The organism is Streptomyces sp. TS71-3, assembly GCF_018327685.1.
Classification (GTDB): Bacteria; Actinomycetota; Actinomycetes; order Streptomycetales; family Streptomycetaceae; genus Streptomyces.
In genome coordinates this window covers 3,219,229-3,245,531 of record NZ_BNEL01000001.1, presented here as the reverse complement: position 1 = coordinate 3,245,531, position 26,303 = coordinate 3,219,229, and the positions used below count along the sequence as shown (strand labels likewise).

Annotated in this window: 24 protein-coding genes; 14 read left to right on the top strand and 10 right to left on the bottom strand. The window is 72.1% G+C overall.

Annotation, left to right across the window (positions count from 1 at the left end; translation table 11 throughout):
- Positions 1-128: 128 nt before the first annotated feature.
- Positions 129-986, bottom strand: coding sequence for an IclR family transcriptional regulator (locus Sm713_RS13110; protein WP_212909811.1), 858 nt, complete (start codon positions 984-986; stop codon positions 129-131).
- A 194-nt stretch (positions 987-1,180) separates the two neighbouring features.
- Between Sm713_RS13110 and fae the strand changes: the two genes are divergently transcribed.
- The 10 genes from fae (at position 1,181) to Sm713_RS13060 (ending at position 13,675) form a co-directional block, all read left to right on the top strand.
- Positions 1,181-1,741 (top strand): formaldehyde-activating enzyme, encoded by a 561-nt coding sequence (gene fae, locus Sm713_RS13105; RefSeq protein WP_212909810.1) that lies wholly within the window; start codon positions 1,181-1,183, stop codon positions 1,739-1,741.
- Entirely contained in the window at positions 1,738-2,850 is a 1,113-nt protein-coding gene (locus Sm713_RS13100) for a mandelate racemase/muconate lactonizing enzyme family protein (protein ID WP_212909809.1), read from the top strand. Before fae ends, Sm713_RS13100 begins: the two co-directional genes overlap by 4 nt.
- Positions 2,847-4,394: an aldehyde dehydrogenase gene (locus tag Sm713_RS13095; RefSeq protein WP_212909808.1), complete on the top strand. Its 1,548-nt coding sequence runs from the start codon at positions 2,847-2,849 to the stop codon at positions 4,392-4,394. Before Sm713_RS13100 ends, Sm713_RS13095 begins: the two co-directional genes overlap by 4 nt.
- The gene (locus Sm713_RS13090; protein ID WP_374195979.1) at positions 4,376-5,500 is read left to right on the top strand and encodes an NAD(P)-binding domain-containing protein; all 1,125 of its coding nucleotides are present in this window, start codon (positions 4,376-4,378) and stop codon (positions 5,498-5,500) included. Before Sm713_RS13095 ends, Sm713_RS13090 begins: the two co-directional genes overlap by 19 nt.
- A 136-nt stretch (positions 5,501-5,636) precedes the next feature.
- The gene (locus Sm713_RS13085) at positions 5,637-6,851 is read left to right on the top strand and encodes an iron-containing alcohol dehydrogenase family protein (RefSeq protein WP_212909806.1); all 1,215 of its coding nucleotides are present in this window, start codon (positions 5,637-5,639) and stop codon (positions 6,849-6,851) included.
- 483 nt (positions 6,852-7,334) lie between these two features.
- On the top strand, positions 7,335-8,099 hold the full coding sequence (locus tag Sm713_RS13080) for an NAD(P)-binding domain-containing protein (RefSeq protein WP_212909805.1): 765 nt from the start codon (positions 7,335-7,337) through the stop codon (positions 8,097-8,099).
- 370 nt (positions 8,100-8,469) lie between these two features.
- The gene (locus tag Sm713_RS13075; protein WP_212909804.1) at positions 8,470-9,087 is read left to right on the top strand and encodes an NADPH-dependent FMN reductase; all 618 of its coding nucleotides are present in this window, start codon (positions 8,470-8,472) and stop codon (positions 9,085-9,087) included.
- A gap of 405 nt (positions 9,088-9,492) precedes the next feature.
- Positions 9,493-11,394, top strand: coding sequence for a WD40 repeat domain-containing protein (locus Sm713_RS13070; RefSeq protein ID WP_212909803.1), 1,902 nt, complete (start codon positions 9,493-9,495; stop codon positions 11,392-11,394).
- Positions 11,391-12,701 carry an MFS transporter gene (locus tag Sm713_RS13065; RefSeq protein ID WP_212909802.1) on the top strand — a complete coding sequence of 437 codons (1,311 nt, stop codon included), beginning with the start codon at positions 11,391-11,393 and terminating at the stop codon, positions 12,699-12,701. The genes Sm713_RS13070 and Sm713_RS13065 overlap by 4 nt, the downstream gene beginning before the upstream one ends.
- A 98-nt stretch (positions 12,702-12,799) precedes the next feature.
- A complete protein-coding gene (locus Sm713_RS13060; RefSeq protein WP_212909801.1) occupies positions 12,800-13,675 on the top strand; it encodes a class I SAM-dependent methyltransferase in 876 nt (291 codons plus the stop codon).
- A 28-nt stretch (positions 13,676-13,703) separates the two neighbouring features.
- Here Sm713_RS13060 and Sm713_RS13055 read toward each other — a convergent pair whose 3' ends face one another.
- Together Sm713_RS13055 and Sm713_RS13050 are read right to left on the bottom strand one after the other, a co-directional pair.
- Positions 13,704-15,128 carry an MFS transporter gene (locus Sm713_RS13055; RefSeq protein ID WP_212909800.1) on the bottom strand — a complete coding sequence of 475 codons (1,425 nt, stop codon included), beginning with the start codon at positions 15,126-15,128 and terminating at the stop codon, positions 13,704-13,706.
- On the bottom strand, positions 15,121-15,597 hold the full coding sequence (locus tag Sm713_RS13050) for a MarR family winged helix-turn-helix transcriptional regulator (RefSeq protein WP_212909799.1): 477 nt from the start codon (positions 15,595-15,597) through the stop codon (positions 15,121-15,123). Before Sm713_RS13050 ends, Sm713_RS13055 begins: the two co-directional genes overlap by 8 nt.
- Positions 15,598-15,956: 359 nt before the next feature.
- Between Sm713_RS13050 and Sm713_RS13045 the strand changes: the two genes are divergently transcribed.
- The gene (locus Sm713_RS13045; protein WP_249416017.1) at positions 15,957-17,357 is read left to right on the top strand and encodes an IS4 family transposase; all 1,401 of its coding nucleotides are present in this window, start codon (positions 15,957-15,959) and stop codon (positions 17,355-17,357) included.
- A gap of 181 nt (positions 17,358-17,538) precedes the next feature.
- Here the strand turns inward: Sm713_RS13045 and Sm713_RS13040 are convergent, their stop codons facing one another.
- Both Sm713_RS13040 and Sm713_RS13035 read right to left on the bottom strand, forming a co-directional pair.
- Positions 17,539-18,492: an IS481 family transposase gene (locus Sm713_RS13040; RefSeq protein ID WP_212909798.1), complete on the bottom strand. Its 954-nt coding sequence runs from the start codon at positions 18,490-18,492 to the stop codon at positions 17,539-17,541.
- A gap of 117 nt (positions 18,493-18,609) precedes the next feature.
- Positions 18,610-19,533 (bottom strand): zinc-binding dehydrogenase, encoded by a 924-nt coding sequence (locus Sm713_RS13035; RefSeq protein WP_212909797.1) that lies wholly within the window; start codon positions 19,531-19,533, stop codon positions 18,610-18,612.
- Positions 19,534-19,664: 131 nt separating this feature from the next.
- Between Sm713_RS13035 and Sm713_RS13030 the strand changes: the two genes are divergently transcribed.
- Positions 19,665-20,105 (top strand): MarR family winged helix-turn-helix transcriptional regulator, encoded by a 441-nt coding sequence (locus Sm713_RS13030; RefSeq protein WP_212909796.1) that lies wholly within the window; start codon positions 19,665-19,667, stop codon positions 20,103-20,105.
- Between the two features lie 315 nt (positions 20,106-20,420).
- On the opposite strand, the gene Sm713_RS13025 is transcribed toward Sm713_RS13030, so the two are convergent.
- On the bottom strand, positions 20,421-21,023 hold the full coding sequence (locus Sm713_RS13025) for a TetR/AcrR family transcriptional regulator (RefSeq protein WP_212909795.1): 603 nt from the start codon (positions 21,021-21,023) through the stop codon (positions 20,421-20,423).
- A 152-nt stretch (positions 21,024-21,175) separates the two neighbouring features.
- Here Sm713_RS13025 and Sm713_RS13020 point away from each other — a divergent pair, with 152 nt between their 5' ends.
- Positions 21,176-22,204, top strand: coding sequence for an NAD-dependent epimerase/dehydratase family protein (locus Sm713_RS13020; RefSeq protein WP_212909794.1), 1,029 nt, complete (start codon positions 21,176-21,178; stop codon positions 22,202-22,204).
- Between the two features lie 260 nt (positions 22,205-22,464).
- On the opposite strand, the gene Sm713_RS13015 is transcribed toward Sm713_RS13020, so the two are convergent.
- The 3 genes from Sm713_RS13015 to Sm713_RS13005 all read right to left on the bottom strand — a co-directional run bounded on the left by Sm713_RS13015 (position 22,465) and on the right by Sm713_RS13005 (position 24,186).
- Entirely contained in the window at positions 22,465-22,641 is a 177-nt protein-coding gene (locus Sm713_RS13015) for a hypothetical protein (protein ID WP_212909793.1), read from the bottom strand.
- 61 nt (positions 22,642-22,702) lie between these two features.
- A complete protein-coding gene (locus Sm713_RS13010) occupies positions 22,703-23,122 on the bottom strand; it encodes an SRPBCC family protein (RefSeq protein ID WP_212909792.1) in 420 nt (139 codons plus the stop codon).
- A gap of 50 nt (positions 23,123-23,172) precedes the next feature.
- On the bottom strand, positions 23,173-24,186 hold the full coding sequence (locus tag Sm713_RS13005; protein WP_212909791.1) for an aldo/keto reductase: 1,014 nt from the start codon (positions 24,184-24,186) through the stop codon (positions 23,173-23,175).
- Positions 24,187-24,353: 167 nt separating this feature from the next.
- Here Sm713_RS13005 and Sm713_RS13000 point away from each other — a divergent pair, with 167 nt between their 5' ends.
- Positions 24,354-25,142 (top strand): alpha/beta fold hydrolase, encoded by a 789-nt coding sequence (locus Sm713_RS13000; RefSeq protein ID WP_212909790.1) that lies wholly within the window; start codon positions 24,354-24,356, stop codon positions 25,140-25,142.
- Positions 25,143-25,176: 34 nt separating this feature from the next.
- On the opposite strand, the gene Sm713_RS12995 is transcribed toward Sm713_RS13000, so the two are convergent.
- On the bottom strand, positions 25,177-25,992 hold the full coding sequence (locus Sm713_RS12995; protein ID WP_212909789.1) for an SDR family oxidoreductase: 816 nt from the start codon (positions 25,990-25,992) through the stop codon (positions 25,177-25,179).
- Positions 25,993-26,303 lie beyond the last annotated feature (311 nt).

Below are 26,303 nucleotides of genomic sequence, written 5' to 3'. Positions count from 1 at the left end.
CCTCCCTGCCCTGCTCCGCAGGAGTCCGTTTCCTCTCCGCCCTGAAAGGCTATTCACGGAGGAATCAGGTGAAGCCGGTGTCGCGTGAAGCCCGTCTCGAACGAAGCCGGCCTCGAACAAAGCCGGTGTCAGGTGAACCGGGGCGTGGACGGTCCCGGGGGCCTGCGCTCCCACCCCATCAGCGTCGAGACGCGGCCGGCCGCCCGGGCGGCGGCCCGGCCCGCGGTGGTGAGGGCGTCGCCCATGCGGTCACGGGGAGCGGAGACGTTGAGCGCCGCCACCACCCGGCCGCGGAAGTCGCGCACGGGCGCGGAGACTCCGACGAGGCCCACCTCGAACTCCTCGTTGACCTGCGCGTACCCGTCCCTGCGGGCCTCCTGCACCCGGGCCCAGAGCTGCTGCACGGAGTGCGCGGCGGAGCGGGGGAAGCCGTCGGCGAGGTCGGTGGACTCCAGCCGCAGGTACAGCTCGTCGGGGGTGGCGTCCATCAGCAGCACCCGGCCGGCGGAGGTGTGCGCGGCCGGGACCCCGCGGCCCTCCCAGCCGTGCGTCCGGAAGGAGTGCCCCGAGACCGACAGCAGGGTCAGCACCTCGTGGTCCCGCAGCACGCACAGATGCGTGGTCTCCTCCAGTTCGGCCGAGAGCCCGTGCATGACCGGCTCGGCCACCCGCACCAGGCGGTTCTGCGAGGTGCGGGCCACCAGCGAGAACAGCCGCCAGCCGAGCCCGTACTCCAGGGTGTCCGGGTCCCGCTCGACGATGCCCTCCTCGGCGAGCACCTTCAGCGCCCGGGAGACCTGGCTCTTCTCGCGGCCCACGATCTGGGAGAGCCGCACCACACCGAGGCCGCCGCGGCTCTGCGCCTCGGGTGAGGCGAGCGCCTCCAGCAGGTCGATGTCCCGGCGCAGCCCGTGGCCCTGCTGCCGGGGGGTGGTGCCACCGGACTCGGGGGGTGGCGGGACGGGGGTGTGCTCGTGCGAATTCACCCGGCCAGCTTAGAACCCCCAGCTCAGCGGGGTTGTTGGCGTCATCGCAACCCCTGTTTCGATTGCCCGGATCTCCTTGCGAGCGGCACGGCGGGCTCTTAGATTCGCCGCTGCGAGCCTCCGGCGGACCGGCCGACCACGGTTCGCCACGGCACTCGCCGACGTCTCAGCCCCCACCAGCCAGTGGAGTACCCATGACCATTGCCCCTGCCTCTCTCGTGGGCGAGGCCTTCATCGGTCAAGGCCCGAACGCGGCGCACACCAACATCGTGATCGGGCGCAAGGGCGGGCCGGTGGAGACGGCCTGGGCGACCGCGCTGGCCTCGCCGAGCGCGGGCTACGCCCCGTTCGTCACCGTCATCCGCCCGAACGTGCCGGTCAAGCCGCTGACGCTGTTCGTCAACAAGGCGGAGCCGGCCGGCGAGACGCACCAGCGGGCCACCTGGGGCGCGGCGCAGGCCGGCCTCGCCCGCGGCATCGCCGACGCCGTCGAGCACGGCCTCATTCCGGCGCAGGACGTGGACGACCTGCTGCTCATCGCCGCCGTCTGGGTCAATCCGGAGGTGGACGACCTGGACGAGTCGTTCCGCAACCAGCGCGTCGCCGCCTTCCGCGCGGTGGCCGCCGCGGTCAGTTCCGCACCGGATGTGAACGAGGTCCTGGCGACGGCGCAGGAAGGCCCGGCCAACCCGTTCTACACACCGGACGCCGACCAGCTGGCGGCCTCGTCACCGGCCGCGGAGGCGACCCGATGAAGATCACCGACATCACCCTCGACCGGCTCCGGCTCCCCCTCGATCCGCCGTTCCACGCGGCCTGGGACCCCGAGCCGCGCCGCCACTTCGACGCCACGATCGTGCGGGTGCACACCGACGAGGGCATCACCGGCCTCGGCTCCGGGGACACGATGGACGGCTTCGACGCGTTCAGGCACCTGTTCGTCGGGGAGGACCCGCTCGACATCGTGCGGCACGTACGGGCCATCGAGACGGCGAACTTCCACGGCGGCGTCTACTGGCCGCTGGAGGCCGCCCTGTGGGACATCATCGGCAAGGTCACCGGCCGTCCCGTCGCGGAGCTGTTCGGCAACGCGGCCAGGAAGCTGCCGGCGTACGCGTCCTCGGGCGAGCTGAAGTCCCCGCAGGAACGGGTGCGGACCGCGCGTGCCGTGCGCGAGGCGGGATTCCGCGCGATGAAGATCCGCATCGACCGCGACCACGTCGAGGACGGCATCGCCGCGGTGCGGGCGGTGCGCGAGGACCTGGGCGACGATCTGACGCTCATGGTCGACCTGAACCAGTCCTGGCGGATGGCCGGCGACACGGCCCCCGCCGCCGACCTGGCGGGCACCCGCAGGACCGTGGCGCGCCTGGCCGAACTGGACGTCTTCTGGGTCGAGGAGCCGCTGCCGTACAACGACCTCGACGGCTTCAAGCGGCTGCGCGCCGACAACCCCGGGACCCGGATCGCCGCCGGCGAGATGCACCGGGGCGTGAGCGAGTTGCTGCGGTACCTGGAGGAGGACGTGCTGGACGTCTACCAGATGGACGTCGTGCTCGCCGTGGGCATGCACCGCGCCCGCACGCTGGGCGAGCTCGCCCAGCTCAAGCACCGCCACTTCACGCCGCACACCTGGACCAACGGCATCGGGGTGCTGGCCAACCTGCACGTGGCGGCCGGCGTGGGCGGCGGCCCGTACTTCGAGTTCCCCTACGACCCACCCGGCTGGACCCCGGAGCGGCGTGACTTCATGCTCGCCGAGCCGGTGCGGATCAACGCCGACGGAGACCTGGAGGTTCCGCGGAGCCCCGGGCTCGGCATCGAGCTGGACGAGGACGCCGTGGACCGCTGGAGGATCGCATGACACACCACACCGTCGACCAGTTGCTCGGTCGCTCCCACGACGAGTGGGTGAAGGCGGCCGGAGCGCTCCGCTTCGAGACCCGCCTGTTCATCGACGGGGAGTTCCGCGAGGCCGCCGCCGGCGGCACGATGGAGTCGCTCTCGCCGCGTGACCAGGCGGTCGTCGCCCAGGTCAGCGCGGCCGATGCCACCGACGTCGACCTCGCGGTGCGCGCCGCACGCGCCGCGTTCGAGGACGGCAGGTGGCGCGGGCTCGACCCGAAGGAACGCAAGCGCGTCCTGATGCGCTGGGCCGACCTGATCGTGGAGCACGCCGAGGAGCTGGCCTTGCTCGACACCCTGGAGATGGGCAAGCCGATCACCGAGTCCGTGCGCGTGGACGTGGTGAAGACCGCGGAGACCATCCGCTGGTACGCGGAGACGGTCGACAAGACCTACGACGAGGTGGCCCCGGCTCCGGGTGACGCCCTCGCGCTGGTCACCCGCGAGCCGCTGGGTGTGGTCGGCGCGATCGTGCCGTGGAACTACGCGCTGATGATCGCCTCGTGGAAGCTCGGGCCGGCGCTCGCGACGGGCAACTGCGTGGTGCTCAAGCCCGCCGAGCAGACCTCGCTGGCGACGTTGCTGCTGGCGGAGCTCGGCTCGCGGGCGGGCCTGCCCGCCGGTGTGCTCAACGTCGTGCCGGGGCGCGGCGAGGTCGCGGGGCAGGCGCTCGGCCGCCACCCGGACGTCGACAAGATCGCCTTCACCGGTTCCGCGGACGTCGCCCGGCTCCTTCAGGTCTACGCGGGCGAGTCCAACGGGAAGCAGGTCTCCGTGGAGGCCGGCGGCAAGTCGCCGCAGCTGGTCCTGCCGGACGCCGACCTGGAGGCCGCCGCCTCCGCCGTGGCCTGGGGGATCTTCTACAACGCGGGGCAGACCTGCAACGCCGGTTCCCGGCTGGTCGTCCACTCCTCCGTGAAGGCGGAGCTGGTCGAGCGGATCGTCCGCCTGACGGAGGCCACCTTCACCGTCGGCGACCCGCTGGACCCGGCGACGGTGATGGGCCCGATCGTCGACACCGCGCAGTTGGAGAAGATCCTCGGCTACGTCGAACTCGGGCGCGCGGAGGGCGCGGACGTCGTCCTCGGCGGCGGTCGCGCCCGGCCGACCGAAGGCGCGGGCGCCGCCGGGGTGTCACGCGGCGCCTTCCTCCAGCCCACCGTGCTGGACGGCGTCGCGAACGGCTCCCGGGTCGCCCGCGAGGAGATCTTCGGCCCCGTGCTGTCCGTCATCGGCTACGACGGTGACGTGGTCGAGGGCATCCGCCTCGCGAACGACACCGACTTCGGGCTGGTCGCGTCGGTCTGGACGCGCGACCTCGGCACGGCCCACAAGGCGGCACGCGCCCTGCGGGCCGGCACGGTCTGGGTCAACACCTTCGACGCCAGCGACGTCATCACGCCCTTCGGGGGGTTCAAGGCCACCGGCGCCGGCCGCGACAAGTCGCTGCACGCGCTGGACGCGTACACCGCCCTGAAGACCACGTGGATCGATCTCGGCTGACCCCCCGGGCTGCCGAGCAGGCGCGAGCCGTCGAGCACGCGCGAGCTTCCGAGCGCACGCGGGCTTCCGAGCACTTCCGAGCTGTCGAGCACGCGCAAGCTTCCGAGAACTTCCGAACTGTCGAGCAACTCCGAGCCCTTGAGCAACTCCGAGCCGTAGTGAGGCGAACGATGAGGATCGGTTTCATCGGACTGGGCAACATGGGCGGCCACATGGCCCGCAACCTGCTCCAGGCCGGTTTCGCGGTCGTGGTCCACGACACGCGGGAGGAGGCCGCGCTGAGGCATCTCGACCTCGGCGCGACCTGGACGGCGACCGCGGCGGAGTGCGCCGCGCTGGCCGACGTACTGATCACCATGCTTCCGACCCCGTCAGTCGTCGAGGACGTCATGCTGCGCGGCGGGGCCGCCGCGGCACTCGGCGAGAAGTCACTGTGGATCGACATGTCGACGTCGACCCCGTCCTCCGCCCGCCGGGTGCGGTCGGGGGTGCTGGACCCCCGTGGCATACGGATGCTGGACGCTCCGGTCAGCGGCATGGCGCACGGCGCCGACGCCGGGACGCTCCAGATCTTCGTCGGCGGCGAGGAGGGGGACTTCGCCCGGGCCCTGCCGCTGTTCGAGGCGATGGGCAACCCGGAGAAGATCATCCATGTCGGCGGTTCCGGCACCGGTTACACCGTCAAGCTGATGATCAACCTGCTGTGGTTCAGCCACCTCGTCGCCACATCCGAGGTGCTGGGCATGGGCGTGAAGGCGGGCGTCGATCTCGGCGTGCTGCGCGCCTCGCTGCTGGCGAGCCCCGCGGCCTCCAACTTCCTGGAGAACGACGTCCTGTCCGTGCTCGCGGACGGGGACTACGACGACTCGTTCGCCATGGTGCTGGCCTGCAAGGACCTCGGCCTCGCCGTCGACCTCGGCCGCGACGTCGGCATGTCGACGGAGCTGTCCGCCCTCGTGGAGCAGATCTACCGCCGCGCCAAGGCGCAGTACGGCGACCAGGCCGGCGAGATGACCCCGGTGAGGCTCTACGAGGCGCTGGCCGGGAGGGAGTTCAGGCTGCCGATGCCCGGCGGGCTCGGGGCCGAGACCTTCGCCCCCGCCTGAGGGGCACCGCGCAACGGGGGCGCACGGCGGCCGCCACGCAGCGGCCGTCGGCATCCCGGCCGCCCGTCCCGGCCGACGCACCGAAGGCCCGCCACCCGGACCGGTCCCATCCACCAGCACACGCAGGAGTCCCGCGATGACGTCCGACAGCACCGCCCTCACCCCGCAGCGCGGCGTGCCCACCGTGCCGGCTGCGTTCACCGTCGATCCGACCTGCGCCATCGCGTACGGTCCCGGTTGCCTGGCCCGCCTGCCCGAGCTCGTCGCCGCCACCGGCCGGCAGCGGGCCTTCGTGATCACCGACCCGGGGCTGCGCGCCGCGGGCGTCGCGGATCGCGTGCTGAAGGTGCTGGACCGGGCGGGCATCGAGTACGGCGTCTTCGAGGGGGTCGCGGCCAACCCCTCGACGGCGAACGTCGACGAGGGCGCCGCGGTGGCCAGGGCGTTCGGCGAGGCCGCCGTCGTCGCTCTCGGCGGCGGCTCCAGCCTGGACGCCGCCAAGGGCATCTCGCTGCTCGCCGGCAACCCGGCCGCCCGGGCCGCCGACGCCGACGCGCTGTGGGACGCGGCGGACGGCATGCCGCTGATCGCGATACCCACCACGTCGGGCACCGGGGCCGAGACCAACGGGTTCGGCGTCATCGAGGACACCGTCGCGCGCCGCAAGGTCTACCTCGGGCACCCGTCCGTCAGGCCGCGCGCCGCGCTGCTGGACCCCGAGCTGACGCTGGGCCTGCCGCCGGGCGCCACGGCCTCGACCGGCATCGACGCGCTGGTGCACGGCGTGGAGTCGCTGGCGTCCCGCGGCGCCAACGCGGTCTCGGTCGCGTTCGCCACCCAGGCCGTCTCGCTCGTGGGCCGGTGGCTGCCGGTCGCCTACCGCGACGGCGCCGATCTTCAGGCCCGTTCCCACCTCATGCTCGGCGCGCACCTCGCGGGCCAGGCGCTGACCATCTCCGGTCTCGGCCTGGTGCACGGCATCGGGCACGCCCTGACCGCGCACACCGGAACCCCGCACGGCATCGCGCTCGCCGCGGTCTTCGAGGAGGTCATGGCCTTCAGCGCGGTGGAGGCCCACGCCGCCTACGAGCAGGCGGCCCGCGCCCTGCACGTCGAACCGGCCGCCACCACCGCCGGATCCGGCCCGCGGGACTGGGCCACCGCCGCCATCGGCGCCGTGCGGGAGGTCTCCGGCGCGGTCGAGGTCAAGCGGCCGCTCACCGCGCTGGGCGTGACCCGGGAGATGATCCCGGCCATCGCCGCCGGCGCCCTCGCCGACGCGGTCACCGGGAACGCGCCACGCCAGCCTTCCGCGGCGGACGTCGCGGACATATTGGAGAGCGTCCTGTAGATCCCGGCCAGGCGGACCCCGACTGATTCCGGCTGACGTCGGCTGGGGTCCGGCCAGATCCCTGCCGATCCCGACTAGGTCGTGTCCGGCGGATCTTCGTGGATCAGCCTGCGGCGTCTGGTGCCGTGCATCGCAAGGCGGAGGATCATCCTCGTACGGGGCGTACCCGGATGACTCCGACAACGCGGCGAGGTGCGGTGCTGGGGGCACTCCCCCACTGCCCTGAACGGGCGTGGGAGGTACCCCCACCCACGCCCTTCAGGCAGTGGGGGAGTCGCGGGCCCACGAAGATCCGCCGGACACGACCTAGGTCCGGCAGCTCGGCGGCCCCTCACGATCCCGTTCCAGCGGGCGGCCCGCGCGCACCGCCATGACGCGGCAGCCCGCGCGCACCGCCGTGACGGAGTGCGGGCCGCCCGCCGCGGGCGGGCCACCCGGTGCGGGCCAGTATGGGCACCACTGACGGCACGACGAGGAGACACAGTGGAACGCATCGGGATCATCGGCGTCGGCGAGATCGCCGGGGCCATCGTGGACGGCCTGTGCGACGGCGTCGAGGAGGCACCGGAGATCCACCTGTCGCCGCGGGGGGCCAGGGCGGCCGCGGAGCTGTCCGAGCGCTACGAGAGCGTCCAGGTGTGCGCCGGCAACCAGGCGGTGGTGGACCGTTCCGAGCTGGTGATCCTCGCCGTGCGCCCCCGGGACCGGCACGAAGCGCTCGACGGGCTGCGGGTGGACGGCGGCAGGATCGTGGTCAACCTGATGGCCGGCGTCGGCAACGACGAGCTGCGCCAGGCTCTCGCCACCGACGCTCCTCTCGTCCGGGCCATCCCGCTGCCCTCCGTGCGCGAACGCCGCTGCATCACGGTGACGTACGGGTCGCACCCGGCGGCGGACTCCCTCTTCGAGCGCCTGGGCGGGGTGCTCCCGGTCGCGGACGAGGCGCTCTTCAACGTCCTGTCCGCACTGACCGGAACGGTGGCCACCCAGTACTGGTTCCTGGCCACCATCTCCTCCTGGGCCACCCGCCACGGCATCGCCGCCGGCGACGCCGACTGCTACGTGCGGGGCCTCTACCAGGAGGTCGGCCGCTCCCTGGGCGACGAGACCCGCTCCCTGCACCAGCTCGCGGCGGGCCACGAGACCCCGAACGGCAACAACGAGCGCGTCCGCACCACGTGGTTCGACGCGTCCAACTCCGAGGCCCTGACCCGTACACTCGACGCTCTCCTCGCCGATCTCGGATAACCGCGCGGGCGGGGGGCGGGCGCCGCGCCGGTGCGGTCGCCGCGGGCTGCTGGGCCCGCGGCGACCGGCCGGAGACCGGGCCGCGCGTGCGCGAGCACACCGGCACGCACGGAACCCGTACACGCCGGGACCGCCCGGACCAGGGCGTTCCGTCCCCCTGCCGACCCCTCACCCGGAACCGGGACCCGAACGGGAACGGAAGAGGAGCGCATCGGGAAGCCGTGTAACCAGTGTGGGCGACCTGATGAGGGATGAGGTTCCCACCGGGGTGCCCCGGTGGCTCCCGCCGAGGCGGTGCCCCGGCGGACGTATCCAACGGGGCGGTCGAATCTCGCAGAGGGCAGCACGAAGTACGAGGTAAGGAGCCGATGTGACCAGCATCATTCTCGTCTCTGGCAGCTTGAGGCGCGACTCGCTGAACAGCGCGCTGCTGGCGACGGCACGGCGCGTCATCGGTGAGCGGGACAGCTCGATCCACACCTCTGTACTGGAGATCGGCTCCCTTCCCTACTTCAACGACGACGTGGACGGCGAGGACGCCCCGCCGCCCGTCGTGGCCGCCCGCGCGATGGTCGAGGCGGCGGACGCCATGCTGATCTGCACCCCTTCCTACAACGGTGCTCCCCCCGGCGCGCTGAAGAACGCCGTCGACTGGCTGTCCCGGCCCGCCGGCGAGGGCGTGCTGACCGACGTGCCCGTCTTCACGATGAGCGCCTCCCCCGGGTCGAACGGCGCGGCGGAGTCGCAGGAGATCCTGCGCGACGTGCTGGACTGCGCCGGGGCCGCCGTGTTCGACCATCCGATCGTGGCCGTCGCCAAGGCCGACCTGCTGCCGTGCCGCGACGGGGAACTCGTGGACCCCGCGCTGTCCGCCCTGCTGGTGGAGTTCGTCGACGGACTGCTCTCCGTCGCCCTCCCCGAACCGGAGGCGGACCCGGTCCCCTCCCCCGAGGGCCCCCTCCAGCCGGCCGGCACCCCGGCCGTCTGAGTCTCCCGGCAATTCGCCTTTCCTTCCCCTTTTCTCACAGTCGCTCGCCGGATGTCGAAGTGGTTCCGTCCCGCGAGTCGCAAAAGCCACACGTCCCCGATCCGCGGTTGGGAGGTGACTGAGATGACCAAGCCGGTGCGCCGTTACGCCAGGGCCGTCAAGTAAGGCCTGATCCCAGTCCGGTGCCAGCCGTGAGGGGAGGTGACTGACATGACCAAGCCCGTGCGCCGTTACGCCAGGGCCGTCAAGTAGGACAAGGCCGTTACTCGGGGGCGCTCATACGACAGAGCGCCCCCGAGCCCCCCGGCCGTCGACGAGCTGGGCACTCCCGGGGCGTTCCCCCACGACATCGCCGGACGAAACGACATGGCCCCCGACACCGGAGCCGCCTGGAGGACAGCAGCCATGGAAATGCCCAGCCGAACCGTTCGCATACTCCACATCGGAGACGGCAAACTCCTCGCCACGGACGTGGCGGGCCGGGTGCACCTGCTCGACGAGGACCTCAACCTCCTGCGTTCGTCGACTCTCGTTCCGAACGGGCAGCCGATCTACACGGTCGCGGTGTCCGGCGAATACGTCGTCACCAAGGACAAGTACGGAGGGATCGGCCGCTGGTCGCTGCCCTCGCTCGACCTCCTCGACCACCTCGACGCCGCCCGCCTGCGCGGCGATTCGCTGCTTCCGGGCGAGGAGCCGTCGCCGGTCGTGAACCGGGGCATCGGCATCTGGAACGACAAGGTCTACGTGAACAACGGCTACCTGCAGATGGTGGTCATCGACCTGCACACGTTCCGCGTGGACCGGATCGTCCCGTCCATGAGCTCCGAGTACCTGGAGTGGTTCGACTTCGGGCACCCCACCCTGCACGCGGTCACCGACAAGCAGGGACAGCTCTTCCTCGGCAACGTCGACGAGATGGACTTCCCCGTGCAGGTCCAGGTGGACGACGAGTCCAACCTGCACCGCGTCGTCTGGGACTTCCGCCACGAGCGCTTCTGGGTCACCCAGGACAACGGCGCCGGCGAGATGGGAAACAAGACGAACGGCATCGTCACCCTCACGGACGACGGCCAGGTCGTGGACAGCGTGGCGTTCGCCACGGACGACGTCGAGGTGTTGAAGTTCTCCCCGGACCACCGCTGGGCGTACTCGGGCGGGTTCGACAGCGAGCTGTACGCCTTCGACAACAGCACGCCCGAGCTGAGGATCGACCGCAAGGTGGCCACGTTCGGCCACAACATCAGCGACCTCACGCTCTCCGACCGGAGTGACCGGCTCTTCGTCCTCACCCAGGACGGCGTCATCACGGCGCTGACGCCCGACGGCACGCGCCTGGCCCGCTCCTCGTTCCGCCACCAGTCCTTCTGGGACATCGAGGCCCATCCCGACCGGCCGGACCGCCTGCTCGCGGGGGTGGACGAGGGCGTGGCCGAGCTGATCATCGAGCGGGACGGCCCGCCCAGCGAGATCGGCGTGCGCATCAAGGCGCAGCACGACCACGGTGTCGGTCTCACCCGCCGCGTGGTGCCGCTGGACGACGGCGGATGGGTCGGCGTCACCCGGAGCCAGGTGGCCTTCCGTGCCCGGGAGGACGGGGCGCTGGTGTGGCACACCGCCCCGGGCGCCAGGCTGCACACCGTGTCCGTCGACCCGAGCGGTTCCCGGGTGCTGCTCACCTGCAACTTCGGCGCGTACGAACTGGACGCCGAGACGGGCGAGGTGACGGACACCCTTGAGGTGGACAACGCGCCGATCTGGGCCGGGGCCTACACCCCCGACGGTGACCGCCTCCTCGGCGGGCGCAACGCGGTCGTGCGCCGGGTCGCCCGCGACTCGCACGCCGACCGGTGGGTGGCCGCCATGAGCCAGGAGGCGTACTGCAAGCGCTTCCGGTTCGACGGCGACCGGATGTTCGTCATGGGCGGCGTCGGTGTCCACGAGTTCGACCCGGACACGGGGAACGTGCTGCGCGTCTTCTCGGAGCTGCTGGAGAACACGGCCGAGGACACCGTCGTCGTGGACGGCAGGTTGTACACGTGCACGTACGGGCACCAGTTGGGCGTGTACACCGATCCCCACCCGGCCGGCCCTGAGGTCACCCCCGAACTGCTCGGGCTGATCGAGCCGATGCCCGACATCACCAAGGCCCTGCACGCCGTACGCAGCGCTGACGGCACCCCGTACCTGCTGGTCGGCGGGCGGGGCGGCTGGCTGCGGACCTACCGCCTGACGAAGGAGGGGCCGGAGCGCGTGCGGGACCAGTACCTCAGGCCGGTGGATCCCGGCCGCCGGGACCGCGCGTGAGCGTGCACGAGACCGAGCAGCCGGCGTCCGGGCCGCCGCGCCCGCTGTGGCGGCAGACCCGGTTCGTCGCGTTCAGCTCGGGGGTCTTCGCGAACAACCTGGGTGACGGGATCTACGCGGTCGCCCTGCCGCTGCTGTCGTACGACCTGACCGGCTCCGTGCAGATCATGGCGATGATCAGCGCGGCGACCCCCGTCGCGCTGCTCGCCAGCGGGCCGCTGCTGGGGCACCTCGCCGACCGGTACGGCAAGCGCAAGCTGGTCGTCTCGGGGCTCGCCATCCAGTTCGCCGCCGTGCTGGCGCTGATCCTCGTGCTCACCAGCGGCGCGCGCCCCGGCGCCTGGGCCCTGGTGCTCTGCGAGTTGAGCGTCCAGCTCGGCGGCGCGGTGTACCGCAGCGGCTGGTTCGCGAGCCTGCCCGTCCTCTTCCCCGACCAGTCCGGTCAGGCCAAGGGCGTCCAGTCGGCCTCGTACCAGGTCACCACGGTGCTGGGGCCGCTGCTGGCCGGCGCGCTGGTGGGTCCGCTGGGCTATCTCGGCCTGCTCTGGCTGAACCTGCTCACGTTCCTCGTGCCCGTCGCCGCGTGGTTCAGCGCGGTGAAGCCGCCCCGGGAGGGCGGCGGCGCGGAGGCGTCGGAGGGCTTCGCCCGGTCCATCCTGGCCGGCTGGCGGGTGCTGCGGGGCAGCCGCGTGGTGTTCACGTCGATGCTGCTGGTGGCCTCCGTCGAACTGCTCGCCGGCACCGGAAGCCGCAATCTGTCGCTGTTCTACCTGCGCGACCAGCTGCGGCTCTCCAGCGGGCAGGTGGGGTTCGTCCTCACTGTGGTCAACCTGTGCGCCACCGCCGGCGCCCTGTGGGCCACCCGGCTCACCGGTGAGAAGTCCCGCGTGCGGATGGGGAACGTCGCCCTCGGGGCCCTGCTGGCCATGGCGTGCGGCCTGTGCCTGATGGCGGTCAGGGTGCCCGTGGTCGCGACGATCGCCATGGTCGGGCTCTTCGGCGCGTACAACGTCCTCAGCGTGGCCGCCGAGGTCCTGCTCTACCGGACCATGCCGAACGAGTACATCGGGCGGCTGTGGGGTCTGTGGCGGCTGGTGTGCGGCGGGGCCGAGGCTCTGGGTCCCCTGGTGATCAGCGTCTGCAGCAGCCTGCTTCCCGTCCGGGGCGTCTTCCTGACGCTCGGCGCCATCACCGTGCTGCCGCTGTGCTGGCTGCTGCTGAACGCGCGGACCGGCTGGGACGTCCCGCCCGCGGCCCCCGCCGGGCGCCCCGCCGCCGCGGTCTCCGGCACGTCGGACACGGCATGACCGTGTCCGCGGGACGCACGGGGGTGCCCGGTGGACGACGGCGCACCACGCACCACCCCACGCGCGGCCCCACGCCGCTGTAACAGAAGGGAACCCCGATGAGCAGCCACGCTTCGCCTCTCGGGGGCACGGAGAGTCCATCCGCCTACGACTCGATCGGCGGCCACTACCAGGACGTCAAGTCCCTTCCCGCGGCCGAGGCGGAGGACGCCTCGGTGCTGGACGCCTGCGGCGATGTGACCGGCATGCGCGTCATCGACTTCGCCTGCGGGACCGGCCACTACACGCGCGAGCTGCGCCGCCGCGGCGCCGGCCGCTGCCTCGGCGTCGACCTGTCCGCCGCGATGGTCGAGATGGCACGCCGGCAGGAGCACGAGGAGCCGCTCGGCATCGACTACCAGGTGGGGGACGCCACCGATCTGCCCGCTCTCGGCCGCTTCGACCTGGCGACCGGCGCGTGGCTCCTCAACTACGCCGCCGATCTGGTGACCCTGACCGCGATGCTGTCCTCCGTGGCCCGGAACCTGGCACCCGGGCGGCGCTTCGTGGGCGCCACGCAGAACCCGGACTTCGACTTCGGCGGACCGTCGTCGCCGCGGTACGGATGGTCGTTCGTACCGGTCGGAGAGACCCCGTTCGGCACGCAGGTGCAGGCGACCGCCCACACGTCCCCCGCCATCCACTTCCCGGCGCAGTTCGCCCGTGCCGAGATGTACGACCGGGCCGCGCGGGACGCGGGGTTCACGGAGTTCTCCTGGCTGCCGCTGACCGTCCCCGAGGACGCCGTGCGCCGCCGCGGCCGGGAGTTCTGGAAGGAGTACCGGGCCAACCCCTTCCTCGCCGTCTTCAGCACCCGGCTCGCCCCGCGAACCGCACGCGGCGCGGGGTTCGCGGGCCGGGAGCCGGCCCGGGGCGCGGGCGGCCGGGAGCCGGCCCGGGGTGCGGGCGGCGCGAGCGGTACACGCCGCCGCTGAACGACTCGCCCCGCCCGCACGCAGCCGCTCAGGACGCCTCGTTCGCCGCCTGGGCGTCCGCCGCCGCGCGGCCGAGAGTGCGGTCGAAGAGGGTCAGCAGGAGGTAGAGGACGCCGGCGGCGAGCATGACCCAGGCCAGCTCGTGCATGCCGCCGGTGTCCGCGCGCTGCCCGAAGGACACGGCGGTCGCGGAGGAGGCGACCATCGAGCCGAGGTAGGCGAAGGTGCGCAGCAGGCCCGCCGAGGAGGCGGTGCGGGCGGGATCGGCCTGGAAGTAGACGGAGTTCTGCAACGCCAGGTTGTTCAGCCCCTGCGGGACGCCGAAGATCAGGGCGACCACGAGCAGCATCCATATCGGGCTCTTCCCGGTGAGCGTCAGGATCACCAGGCAGGCGACGATCTGTCCGGCGGCGCCCAGGAGCAGTTTCCCGCGCACGCCCCTGTGGCGCCCGGAGACGATCGAGATGCCGATCGCCGCCAGGAACATGGGGATCTGCGCCAGCCCGGCGTGGAAGGGCGTGAGCCCGTAGCCCTCCTCGGTCCACTGGCTGAAGCCGTAGAGGAAGGAGTAGGCGACGACGTACGCGACGAGCGCGCGGCCGTAGGTGGCCACGAGCGGTGTGTTGCCGCCGAGCACCCGCAGGTCGATGAAGGGCGTGGCGGCCCGCAGCTCCCGCACCGCGAACGCGGCCCCCGCGGCGGCGGTGATCAGCGGCAGGTACCAGTTGCTCACGTGCAGGTTCATCAGGAAGAGCAGCAGCGAGACGAGCGTCGCGGCGAACAGGCCCATGCCCGGCAGGTCGAGCTGCGCGGCCAGCCGGCCGCGCTGCGGGGACTCGCCCGTTCCGGCCGACGCGGGCAACCGCCACAGCCCGAGCAGCACGGCCGCGACGGCCAGCGGCACGTTCAGCGCGAAGGTGGCGCGCCAGCCGCCGACCGCGATCAGCAGGCCGCCCAGCAGCGGGCCGATGACGGCGATGGTCTGGTTGGCGACCGCGAGAGCGGTCAGCACCCCGCCCGGACTGTCCCGTCCGGTGCGCCTGGCCTCGCTGCGCAGCAGCGCCATCGCGGCGGGATAGCCGGCGCAGGTGCCGAAGCCGAGCAGGACGCGCGCGGCGATCAGCACCCCCAGGTTCGGTGCCAGGGTGCCGACGACACCGGCGGCGCCGACGAGGGCGGTGCTGATGAGGAAGAGCCTGCGCGGCCCGAAGATGTCGATGAGCCGGCCCACGACCGGCTGCCCGAGCGAGGTGGCCAGGTAGAGGGCGGAGACCAGCCACGCGGTCTGCGAGGGCGGCGCGCCCAGGGCCCTGGCGATGGGTATGAGCGCGACGGAGATGATCGTCGAGTTGATCGGGTTCAGGACCGAGCCCAGCATCATCGGCGGCAGCAGCCGCCGGTCGAACCCGGGCTTGCCGGCCTCCCGTATGCCGTCCGTCCTCGCCTCAGTCACGGGTCAACCGCCCGAGGACGGCCATGGCGGCGATCACGGCCCGGCGTTCCTCCTCGGTGCACCTGTCCTGCAACTGGCCGGCGAGCCATTCCGTCCGGGCCTGCCGGCCCTCCTCCACCCGGCGCTGGCCCTCCGCGGTCAGCGTGATCAGCAGCCGCCGCCCGTCGCCCGGGTCGGGGCTCCGCTCCACCAGCCCCATCGCGGCGAGCGAGGCGACCGTCGCCGTCATCGACTGGTGCCGCACCCCTTCGGCCGAGGCCAGCTCGCTCGCCGTGACACCGCCCTTGTCGGAGAGGCGGGCGAGGGCGGAGGCCTGGCCCAGGGTGATGTCCTCGACCTCGGAGGCCTTCAGGATGCGGCGCCGCAGGCGGCTGATGACGGCCCGGACCTCGCGCGACGCCTGCACCGCGGAGGGCGACAGGGCCGCGGACGACGGGGGCGGGGCCGACGGGGCCGGGTTCTCGCTCATGCCGTCCACGGTAATGTGCACAGGCTTATCTGTACAGCCTTGCCTGTATAAACTGTGCCGGTGCGCACGGCGGAGGGCCGGGCGCCCTCACGGCACCCGGCCCTCATGCGGTGGGCGATCAGGCGGCCGAGCGTTCGGCCACCGGTCCGTCTGAGTGGTCCGAGCTGTAGTTGGCCGGGGCGTCGTCTGCGCAGACCGCACCGAACCTCCGCCGGCGGCGACAGCCCCTAGGTCCAATGCCGTTCGGTTAAGGGTTCGACCGGTGGCGCAAGTCTCGGCGTTTCGGCTGGTGGTGTGGGTGCAGCCCTTGTAGTGGTTCTCGGGTCCGCCAAGACTCGTGTTCCTCCACAAGGGCTGCAGTGTCTGATTCTGTCATTACGCATGCTCCCGGTGTGCTGGCCGTGGGGCACCTGGGCGAGTTGACCCAGGTTGTTCCGTTCGACCTCGTCGACGAGGCACTCGCGTCCGCGGGTGGTCCGCAGCTTCGGATACGGCGGCTGCCGTCCCGGGTGGTGGTCTACCTCCTCCTCGCAGGTGCGTTGTTCACCGGCCTGGGCTGGTCACGGGTCTGGTCCCGGCTGACGGCCTCGCTGCCCCTACGGCTGCCCGCACCGGCGCCTTCATCGATCACGGCTGCGATGCGACGGGTGGGCCCCAAGCCGTTGAAGGCCCTATTCGACCTGGTCAAAGGCCCCGCGGCAGTGACCGCGACACAGGCGGCACGGTTCGCGGGCAGGCTGGTGGTCGCAATCGACGGCACCCAGATCGCCCTGCCGGACACACCCGCGAACCTGTCAGTGTTCCTGAAGGCGAAGGCCGGGCCGAACGGGCCGGCCGGCTACCCCATGCTGCGCCTGGTCGCACTGGTGGCCTGCGGGACCCGCACCCTCCTAGACGCCGTCTTCGGCACCGATCTGACCGGGGAGCTGACCTACGCCGACCGCCTGGTCACCACCGCGGGCGCGACCGGAACACTCCGGCCCGGGATGCTGTTGCTGGGCGACCGGAACTTCTCGGCCACCGCCTTCGTGGAAACGGTCGCCTCCACGGGCGCGGACTTCCTCATACGCGCCAAGACCCACAGCACAGCACTCAAGCTACCGGTCCTGCGTCGTCTGCCGGACGGCACGTTCCTCTCCCGCATCGGCGAGGTCACCGTCCGCGTCATCGACGCGACGATCACCGTCACCCCCGCGGACCACGCCGCCATACGCACCGTCACCCACTGCGCCTACCGGCTCGTCACCAGCCTCCTCGACCCCGACGAGGCACCCGCGGCCGCCCTGGCCAGGCTCTACCACGAACGCTGGGAGATCGAGACCAGCTACTGCGAGCTGAAGTCGACCATCCTCGGCGGCAGGGTCCTCCGTGGTCGCCATCCAGCAGCCGTCACCCAGGAAACCTGGGCACTGCTGGTCGCCTACCAGGCATTACGCACCGCGATGAGCGACGCCGTCCTGCACCGGCCCGACATCGACCCCGATCGTGCAGCATTCACCGTCGCACTCCACGCAGCACGAGACCAGATCGTCCGGGCCGCCGGCATCGTCGCGCACACCCGGATCGACCTCGTCGGCCGGATCGGCACCGCCATCCTCGACGACCTCCTGCCCGCCCGCCGCAACCGAACCCGGCCCCGCGTGAAGAAACGAGCGATCAACTCCAAGTACCGCGCCGTCGGCCGAGACATCGACCACCGAACCCACAGAACCACCGTCCACATCGCGATCAACCCATTGCCAAGCACGCCATACGGCTAACCGAACGGCATTGCCCCTAGGTCGTGTCCGGCGGATCTTCGTGGATCAGCCTGCGGCGTCTGGTGCCGTGCATCGCAAGGCGGAGGATCGTCCTCGTACTGGGCGTACCCGGATGACTCCGACAACGCGGCGAGGTGCGGTGCCGGGCGTCGCGGGCCCACGAAGATCCGCCGGACACGGCCTAGGTGTATTGCCCTGTGAGGTTGGGGACGCGGCTGGCGGGTGGTTGGCCTTTCAGCGCGGTGTGTCCGCGGTGGTGATTGTAGGTGTGCAGCCAGTCAGGGAAGGCGTCGCGTCGTTCCTGCTCTGAGCGGTAAGGGCGGGCGTAGGCCCACTCATCGAGCAGGGTGCGGTTGAAGCGTTCGACCTTGCCGTTCGTCTGGGGTCGGTAGGGCCGGGTTCGCTTGTGGGTGATCCCGGCCGCCGCCAGGGCATCGCGCCACAGACGGGACTTGTAGCAGGAGCCGTTGTCGGTCAGCACGCGCTCGACGGTGATCCCGCACGAGGCGAAGAACGCCTGCGCCCGGATCCAGAAGGCGACGGCGGTCTCTTTCTTCTCGTCGGTGAAAATCTCGCTGTAGGCCAGGCGGGAGTGGTCGTCGACGGCGGTGTGCAGGTAGCTGTAGCCGACGCCGGAGCGGGTCTTGCGGCCCGCTTGGCGGCCAAGGATCTTGTGGCCGCCACCGTCGGGGATATTGCCGAGCTTCTTGATGTCGACGTGGACGAGCTCGCCGGGCCTGGCGCGTTCGTAGCGGCGTATGACGCGGCCGGTGGCCCGGTCCAGATGCGTGAGGCGGGCCAGGCCGTAGCGGGTGAGTACCCGGTGCACGGTGGAGGGCGCCAGCCGCAGAAGGCTCGCGATCCGTGCGGGGCCCCAGCGGCGCAGTACGCGCACCTTGATGATCCGCCGCTCGGTACGTGTCGACGTCTGGCGTGGGCTGGCGTGCGGGCGGCTGGAGCGGTCGGTCATGCCCGCCTCGCCGAGCCTGCGGTAGCGGTCGGCCCACCGCTGTGCCGTTGTCGGCGAGACCTGGAAGCGTTCCGCGGCCCGGCGCAGGGGCCAGTTGTCTTCCACGACGCAGCGGGCCAGCCGCAGTCGTCCTGTCTCGGTCAGGGGTGCATTACGGTGGGGCACGAGGGCCTTTCTGGTCGCCGGTGCAGATGTCGCAATCCACACCGAGCCAGAAGGCCCTCACCTATTTCAAGATCGCTCAGCCGTGGCGTCCGTCACCAACCTCCGTGGACAGAACACCTAGGGCACCAGGACGACCTTTCCCCGATTGGCCCGGCCCTCGATCGTCGCGTGCGCTCGCGCCGCGTCCGCGAGGGCGAACTCCCCGTGGACCATCGGCCGCAGCGCACCCTCGCCGAACAGCCTCCACAGTTCCCCCGTCCACCCCGCGTACCGCTCCGGCCGGTTCCTGGCCACCATCCCCACCTGGAACCCGATGGCCGACCTGCCGCCCACCAGGAGGTCGAACGCCTCGATCGTGCCGCCGCCCGAACCGTAGGCGACCAACCGCCCCCCGGGCGCGAGAGCCCTGACAGCGGGTGTGAGCACGTCGCCGCCGACCGCGTCGAGCACGATGTCGACCGGCTCGCCCCAGCCCTCCTGTCCGTAGGTCACCACGGCATCGGCGCCGAGGGAGCGGACGAAGCGGGCCTTGGCCCGATCGCCCACGGCGGCTACGACACGTGAGGCACCCCTCAGCCGGGCGATCTGGACGGCGAGATGGCCGACCCCGCTCGCCGCCGCGGTGACGAGTACCGACTCGCCCTTCTCCGGGCGCGCGGCCTCCAGAGCGCCGAGCGCCACCGCACCGCTGCGGACCAGCGCGACGGCATCCTTGGCGGAGGCGCCCGCCGGGATGGCCGACGCCATCGCGGTGCGCAGCAGCGCGTACTCCGCATACCCGTGGCCGAAGCAGAGGCCGGCGACCCGGTCGCCCGGCGCGTATCCGCTCACATCTTCGCCGACGCGCACCACTTCACCCGCGATCTCGCCGCCGAGCGGGATGGGCAGCGGACCTTCGCGCACCTTGCGCACGACGGGGAGCGTGACACCGATCGCCTCGGTCCTGACGAGCAGTTCACCGGCTCCTGGCTCGGGGACGGGAACGTCTTCCAGGAACAGGGTCTCCGGTCCGCCGGCATGTTCGTACCGAATGCGCCGCATGCGCCACAGCCTCCCGGCACTCTCAGGATCCGCCACATTCAGGATTCATTGGTGATCCCAACGACCTCGCGACCCCAGGGTACAGAGAAGGTCGTTGGGAAGTCCAACGTTTTCTCGCTATGCTGCCGCGCATGGCGGAGAACCCCCCGGCGCCCAGCCGCATCCGCGCCCTCCCGAGCTGGCTCCTCGGCCGGGCGGCGGCCCGTGGACGCGGCCTGGTCGCGGAGGCACTCGCGCGACACGACATGAAGATGTGGCATCACGTCGTCCTCGCGGCCGTCGCGGACCTCGGCCCACTCGCCCAGGCCGAACTGGGCAGGACGGTCTCGCTCGATCCGAAGGACATGGTCGGCGTCCTCAACGACCTTCAGGCGGCGGGCCTCGTCGTGCGGCGCCCCGACCCGGCCGACCGCCGCAAGAACGCGGTGAGCCTCACCCCTGACGGCGAGCGGCGCCTTGAGGAGTGCACGACGGCGGGGAAACGGGCCAACGACGAACTCCTGGCCCCGCTGTCGGCAGCCGAGCGGGAGCAGTTCCTGGAGATGCTGCGGAGGATCAGCGGGGTGCGGTGATCCGGCCGGAGGCACCGGCTCGCCGCAGGGAGAGCCGAGCCCATCCGAACCGAGCCCGCACCCGAGCACCCGTCGGCAAGAGGGCGCGCGGCTCGCGGCGGCGCCCGCCATCCAGGCGGCCGTCGCGTCGAGGACGACCCTGAACCGGGCCCGGCCCGATGAGCCGGCGGCCACGCGTCACCAGGCCATCGGGCCGGCCACCGGGCCGGCAGGCCGCTCCCACCGCCCCACCGGTCGCGCGCCCCGCGACCGGCCGGCCCACGGGGAGTCGGCAGGCAGCCACGCCGGAAGGCAGCCCGGCCGGCCGGCAGCCCCCTATTCCCCCGCCGGCCGGGCCCTGAGGCCGTCCACGACCAGGTCGAGGATGCGTGCCGCGCGCTCCTCGGCACCGCTTCCCGGCGGGATCCGCCACAGCACGCTGAGCTGGAGGAGCACGTCCTCGGGGTCGATGCCCGGCTTCAGCGCCCCCTCGGCCGTGCCCGCGTCCAGCAGGACGGCGATGGCGCCCAGGAAGGGCTCGTAGTTCTCGTCGTCCAGGCCGCCGTTGGTGGCGGCGTGGATGATCTCGGCCACCCCGTACTTGAGCCGGCCGTAGGACGCGACCTCCTCGAACCAGCGGCACAGGGCGACGAGCGGCGGATGTTCCGCGGCCAGGGCGTGCGCGAGGGCGATGAGCTTCTGGATCTCCTGGTTGTAGACCGCGACGACGAGCGCGTCCCGGGTGGGGAAGTGCCGGTAGAGCGTGCCCACGCCGACGCCCGCGCGCTTGGCGAGCGCGGTCATGGAGACCTCTGGTGAGCCGGCGAACTCCGTCGCCGCGGTGGCGAGGATCCGCTCCCGGTTGTCGCGCGCGTCGGATCGCTTCGGCTTCGGCGCCCTCGCCCTGCGGGGGGCCGGTTCCTGCTGTGGAGAGGTCACGGGGGTGTGGTCCGTTCCAGAGGGCTGTCGGGAGGCAGTCCAGGGGGCCGCCAGGAGGGCTGTTGCGAAGCGGAAGGGTCTCCGGTACGTTCGGAGGCGTACCGGAAGGGCTTCCGGTTATTCTCGCACACCCCGATACGTGGAGGACAGCCATGTCCGAGAGGGTTCTGGTCACCGGTGGCACCGGCTACATCGCGGGCTGGTGCATCGTCGAGCTCCTGCGGCGCGGCTATGAGGTGCGCACGACCGTGCGCACGCCCCAGAAGGAGCGGGCGGTCACCGAGGCCGTGTCCACCGCCGTCGATCCGGCCGGCAGGCTCGGCTTCGCCGTCGCGGACCTGACGTCCGACGACGGCTGGGACGCGGCCATGGAGGGCGTCGACCGCGTCCTGCACGTGGCCTCCCCGCTCGGCGGCGCCGGCGGGGACGACCCCGACACGTTGATCGCGCCGGCCCGTGACGGCGCCCTGCGCGTGCTGCGCGCGGCCACCGCCGCCGGGGTGAAGCGGGCCGTGCTGACCTCGGCGGCGAACGCGGCCAGCCCGTCGTCGTACGCGAGTGAGGGCGTGACCGGCGAGGAGCTGTGGACCGACCCGGAGGATCCGGCGCTCATCCCCTATCGCCGCTCGAAGACGCTGGCCGAGCTGGCGGCGTGGGACTTCGTGCGCGAGCGGCCCGGCGCGGTCGAACTGGCGACGGTGCTGCCCGGCGCCGTGTTCGGCCCGATCCTGTCGGTGGACACCATCGGCTCCGTGGGCATCGTCGGGCGCATGCTCTCCGGCGCCATGCCCGGCGTGCCGCGCATCGGCCTCGAAGTCGTGGACGTGCGCGACGTCGTCGACGCCCACCTGCGGGCCATGACGGCACCCGAGGCCGCCGGCGAGCGCTTCCTGGCCACGGGCGAGCTGATGTGGATGCGGGACATGGCCCGGCTGCTGCGCGCGGAGCTCGGTTCCGACGGGGCGCGCGTGGCCACCCGGCAGATCCCGGACGTCGTGGTGCGCCTCGCGGCGCGGTTCCGCGATCCCTCGCTGCGCGAGATCACCCCGTCGCTCGGCCGCCGCAACCGCCACAGCACCGAGAAGGCCCAGCGGGTCCTGGGCTGGCGGCCCCGGCCCGCGCGCGAGACCGTGCTCGACTGCGCGAGGAGCCTTCTCGCGCACGGCGCCGTGTCGCGCTAGGACACGGCCACGGCTGCCCGCAGCCGTCCGCGGTCACCGGGGTGGCGGCGGTCAGGGGAGGGCGCGCCCCTGGTCGAGGCGCGCCCTCGTGTAGCGGCTCCCTAGGGAAGCCCCGTACGGCGCGCCCCGTATGAAAGGACGCGGAGTGGACGTGGGGGGCACGTCCCACACCTTCAAGGCAGTGCGGGAGCGAGCAGCCACGACGAGACCGCCCCTCGGGTCCGTCCCCCCGGCCGACCCGCCGGCCGGCCCCGCAGCCGTCAGCTGTTGATCGCGCCGGTGATGGCGGCGTTGGTGTTGCCCCGCGCCGCCCGCTCCCCGGCCTTGCGCGCCTCCTCGGGGGTGGCTCCCCGGGCCATCGCCTTGGCTATGGCGTCCGCACGCCGCTGCTCGACCTGTTCGGCCCGCTTCCGCTTCAGCTTCTGGAAGAATCCCATGCGGCGCGGCTGCCCGGCCGGGGAGCCCGCAAACCAGCGCGAGCGGCGTCCGCGACCGCCGCTATCGCGCCACCGCCTCGTCCAGGGCGTCGAGCCCGTCGGAGAAGATGCCGGTGAAGAGGTCGACGACCTCGGCCTCGCTCGCGCCCTCCGGGGTGAACCGGCCGCTCCACACCACCTCGGCCGCCCCCTCCTCACCGCGCACGGCGTACACGCGCAGCGTCGCCAGATAGCCGCTGACGGGGAAGGGTGCCTCGACGATGGCGTAGGAGTAGTGGCGCTCCTGGTCGTTGAACTCCACCATGCGCTCGACGATGGTCCCGCCGTCGCTGTTGCGCAGGCGGCGCACCCGGCCGCCCTCGCGCGGGGTGCTCTGCGGGATGTAGGGGAGCCAGTCGGGCAGGGCGTGGAAGCCGCCGACGAGCTGCCACACCCGCTCGGGCGAGGCCTGGACGACGCGGCTCACCGATGTCGATGCCATCGCGCTCTCCTCGGGGGTACGTGAGGCGGGTACGGGGGTGTCCGCGGCGCTCAGGCGCCGCCCGGCAGCGGTGCGTGGGGGCTGATCAGGTTGGCCTCGCGCATCTCGGCCCAGAACGCGGCCGGGATCTCCTCGCGGACGGCCGCCTGGTCCTCGGGGATGCGGCTCGGCCGGGTCGCGCCGGGGATGGCGGCCGTGCTGACCGGATGGGCCAGGGAGAACTGCAGGGCCGCCGCCTTGACGGAGATGCCGTGGCGCGCGGCGATGTCGCCGATGCGGTGGACGCGCTCCACGATCTCGTCCGGCGCCTTCTGGTACTCGAAGTGCGATCCGCCGGCGAGCACGCCCGAGTTGTACGGCCCGCCGACGATCATCTCCACCCCCTGCTTCTCGGCCATCGGCAGCAGGCGCTGGAGGGCGTGGGCGTGGTCGAGCAGCGTGTAGCGGCCGGCCAGCAGGAACCCGTCGGGCCGCGGCTCGTCGAGCGCGAGGGTCAGCTCGATCGGCTCGGTGCGGTTGGTGCCGATGCCCCATGCCTTGATGACGCCCTCGTCGCGGAGCCGGGACAGCACCCGGAAGGCGCCGGTGCGGGCCGTGTCGAACACGTGCAGCCATGCGTCACCGTGGAAGTCCTGCGCGATGTCGTGGACGGTGACGATGTCGAGGCGGTCGACGCCGAGCCGTTCGAGGCTGTCCTCGAGCGACTTCTCCGTGGCGTCCGCGGTGTATTCGGTGACCATCTTGTTGGGCCGGCCGTGTTCGAAGATCCCGCCCTTCTCGCCGAGATCGCGCTCGGCGGGCGTCTCCGTCTCGTCGAGGACGACGCGGCCCACCTTGGTCGACAGCACGAAGGAGTCCCTGGGCTGCCGCGACAGGAACGCGCCGGCCCGCATCTCCGCGAGACCGGCGCCGTAGAAGGGGGCGGTGTCGAAGTAGCGGACCCCGTGGTCCCAGGCCGCGGCCATGGTCGCGTACGCCTCGTCCTCGGGAATGTCCCGGTACATGTTTCCCAAGGGGGCGGATCCGAAGCCGAGGTGCCCCGGAAGGAGCGTGCGCAGGCGCATGAGCCTCTCCCATCGTGACGGTCGCGGAGTCGTCCTTCCGGGGTCACCAGGGACGGGCGCGTAAAACATGATCCAATGGCGGCGGGCGGGCGTGACCCGCGCCACGGGCGGCCCGCACCCTCGAACGCGTGCCTCCCGGTAGGCACCCAGCACCCTGGGGGACGCACATGCGAGTCTCGGAACGCGGCTTCTTCGGCGGTCTCGCCGCCGACCTCTACGGCGCACCAGGTGACGGTCCCCCGCTGGTCCTCCTGCACGGCCTGTCCTTCGACCGCCGGCAGTGGGATCCGGTGCTGGAGAACCTCGCGGTCCTCGCCCCGGAACGGCAGGTCGTCTCCTTCGACCTGCCTGGGCACGGCAACTCGCCGCGGCGGGACTCCTACCGCCTCCCCGACGTCGCCGCGGTCGTCCACGGGGCGGTGAGCGAGGCGGGGCTGGCCCCGCCGGTCGTGGTGGGGCACTCGCTCGGCGGCGCCCTGGCCACGGCCTACGCCGGCGCCTACCCGGCCGCCGGTGTCGTCAACATCGACCAGCCGCTGCTGGCCGGCCCCTTCGCGCAGCTGCTGCGGCAGGCCGAGGGCGACCTGCGCGGCACGGCCTGGGAGGAGGTGTGGAACCGCCTGTTCTCCGGCATGCGGACCGAACTGCTGCCGCCCGCCGCCCAGGATCTGATCCGGACGACGATGAGGCCCCGGCAGGACCTGCTCCTCGGTTACTGGAGCGAGCTCCTGGACACCTCGGCGGACGAGCTCGCCGAGGAACGGGCCGGCAACATGCGGGCCATCCGGGAGAACGGGGTCGCGTACCACCACGTGGCGGGCGAGGAGGTGCCGCCCGGGTACCGGCGGTGGCTGGAGGGGCTCCTGCCCGACGTCTCCGTCATCACCCTGCCCGGCGGCGGCCACTTCCCCCACCTGGGCCGCCCTGCCGAGCTCGCCGCACTCCTGGCCGGCTGACCGGTCCCCACGGGGCCCCACGGCTCCGCACGGGTCACCGCGCCAGGTCGCCCAGCCTGCTGTGCAGCTCCTCGCGGATGATGCCGTCGGCCCACTCCCCCAGGACGAGGTGGAAGGGAGGCCGCTCCGCGTCGACCGCGTCCAGGATGGCCGCGGCCACCTCGTCCACCTCCTGCACCGCCTCCGGTGGCAGGTTCCTCAGGAGTTCGAGGGCGGGGCCCACGCTCTGCTCGTAGTCGTCGATGGCGTGCTCGGCCTCGACCCAGTTGGGGAGGAAGCCGGTCCTGAGACCGCCGGGTTCGACCAGCGTGAAACCGATCCCGAGCGGGGCGAGTTCGGCCGCCATGGCCTGGGTGCAGCCGCACACCGCCTGCTTGACGGCGGAGAGCAGTCCGGTCGCCGGAAAGGACATGTGCCCGAAGATGGACGACATGTTCAGCACGTGCCCCGAACGCTGCCGCCGCATCACCGGGAGCACCGCGCGCAGGACGTTCAGCACGCCGAAGAACCCCGTGTCGGACATGGCCCTGGCCTGCGCGTCGGTCGTGCCCTCCACCGATCCCACCAGCGCGTATCCCGCGTTGTTGAAGACCACGTCGATCCGGCCGAACGCCTCCACCGCTCTCCGTGCCGCCCGCATGGCCGCCGCTTCGTCGCGGACGTCGAGTTCCACGGGGAGCACCCTGCCGGGGGACCCGCCGGCCAGCTCGTCCAGCGCGGACGTGTCCCTGGCGGTGGCCACCACGCGGTCGCCACGGGCGAGGGCCGCGCGGGCGACGGCACGTCCCATGCCCGAGGACGTCCCCGTCACGAACCACACCCGTGATGTCGACGCGTCGCTGTCGGCCATGGCCGTTCCTCTGTTGCGGTGAGCGCGGGGAGGATGCGGCACGGCACCGCCTTCTCCCGTTCCGTACCGTTCCAGGAACTCCGTTCCGCGCTGTTGCGGTTCGGGATGACCCACCGGAAATCGGTGGTAACCGGCGCCCACGACGCTCACAACTCGTGACCGGCCATCCCCGGCGGGCGGCGGGGATCGCATGGTCCGCCCGTGCCGGCGCTCTTCCCCGGATGGTGACCGGAGGGACCCGGAGGCTCACCGACAGTGAAGCCGTGCCCGACGGCGCCACGGCGGACGCTCGCCGCACGGCCGCGATATAC

Excerpts from the sequence above, each read along its gene's own strand:
- fae (WP_212909810.1), top strand. The coding sequence starts at position 1,181 with ATGACCATTGCCCCTGCCTCTCTCGTGGGCGAGGCCTTCATCGGTCAA.
- Sm713_RS13100 (WP_212909809.1), top strand. The coding sequence starts at position 1,738 with ATGAAGATCACCGACATCACCCTCGACCGGCTCCGGCTCCCCCTCGAT.
- Sm713_RS13095 (WP_212909808.1), top strand. The coding sequence starts at position 2,847 with ATGACACACCACACCGTCGACCAGTTGCTCGGTCGCTCCCACGACGAG.
- Sm713_RS13085 (WP_212909806.1), top strand. The coding sequence starts at position 5,637 with ATGACGTCCGACAGCACCGCCCTCACCCCGCAGCGCGGCGTGCCCACC.
- Sm713_RS13070 (WP_212909803.1), top strand. The coding sequence starts at position 9,493 with ATGGAAATGCCCAGCCGAACCGTTCGCATACTCCACATCGGAGACGGC.
- Sm713_RS13060 (WP_212909801.1), top strand. The coding sequence starts at position 12,800 with ATGAGCAGCCACGCTTCGCCTCTCGGGGGCACGGAGAGTCCATCCGCC.
- Sm713_RS13050 (WP_212909799.1), bottom strand. The coding sequence starts at position 15,597 with ATGAGCGAGAACCCGGCCCCGTCGGCCCCGCCCCCGTCGTCCGCGGCC.
- Sm713_RS13035 (WP_212909797.1), bottom strand. The coding sequence starts at position 19,533 with ATGCGGCGCATTCGGTACGAACATGCCGGCGGACCGGAGACCCTGTTC.
- Sm713_RS13030 (WP_212909796.1), top strand. The coding sequence starts at position 19,665 with ATGGCGGAGAACCCCCCGGCGCCCAGCCGCATCCGCGCCCTCCCGAGC.
- Sm713_RS13020 (WP_212909794.1), top strand. The coding sequence starts at position 21,176 with ATGTCCGAGAGGGTTCTGGTCACCGGTGGCACCGGCTACATCGCGGGC.
- Sm713_RS13015 (WP_212909793.1), bottom strand. The coding sequence starts at position 22,641 with ATGGGATTCTTCCAGAAGCTGAAGCGGAAGCGGGCCGAACAGGTCGAG.
- Sm713_RS13010 (WP_212909792.1), bottom strand. The coding sequence starts at position 23,122 with ATGGCATCGACATCGGTGAGCCGCGTCGTCCAGGCCTCGCCCGAGCGG.
- Sm713_RS13005 (WP_212909791.1), bottom strand. The coding sequence starts at position 24,186 with ATGCGCCTGCGCACGCTCCTTCCGGGGCACCTCGGCTTCGGATCCGCC.
- Sm713_RS13000 (WP_212909790.1), top strand. The coding sequence starts at position 24,354 with ATGCGAGTCTCGGAACGCGGCTTCTTCGGCGGTCTCGCCGCCGACCTC.
- Sm713_RS12995 (WP_212909789.1), bottom strand. The coding sequence starts at position 25,992 with ATGGCCGACAGCGACGCGTCGACATCACGGGTGTGGTTCGTGACGGGG.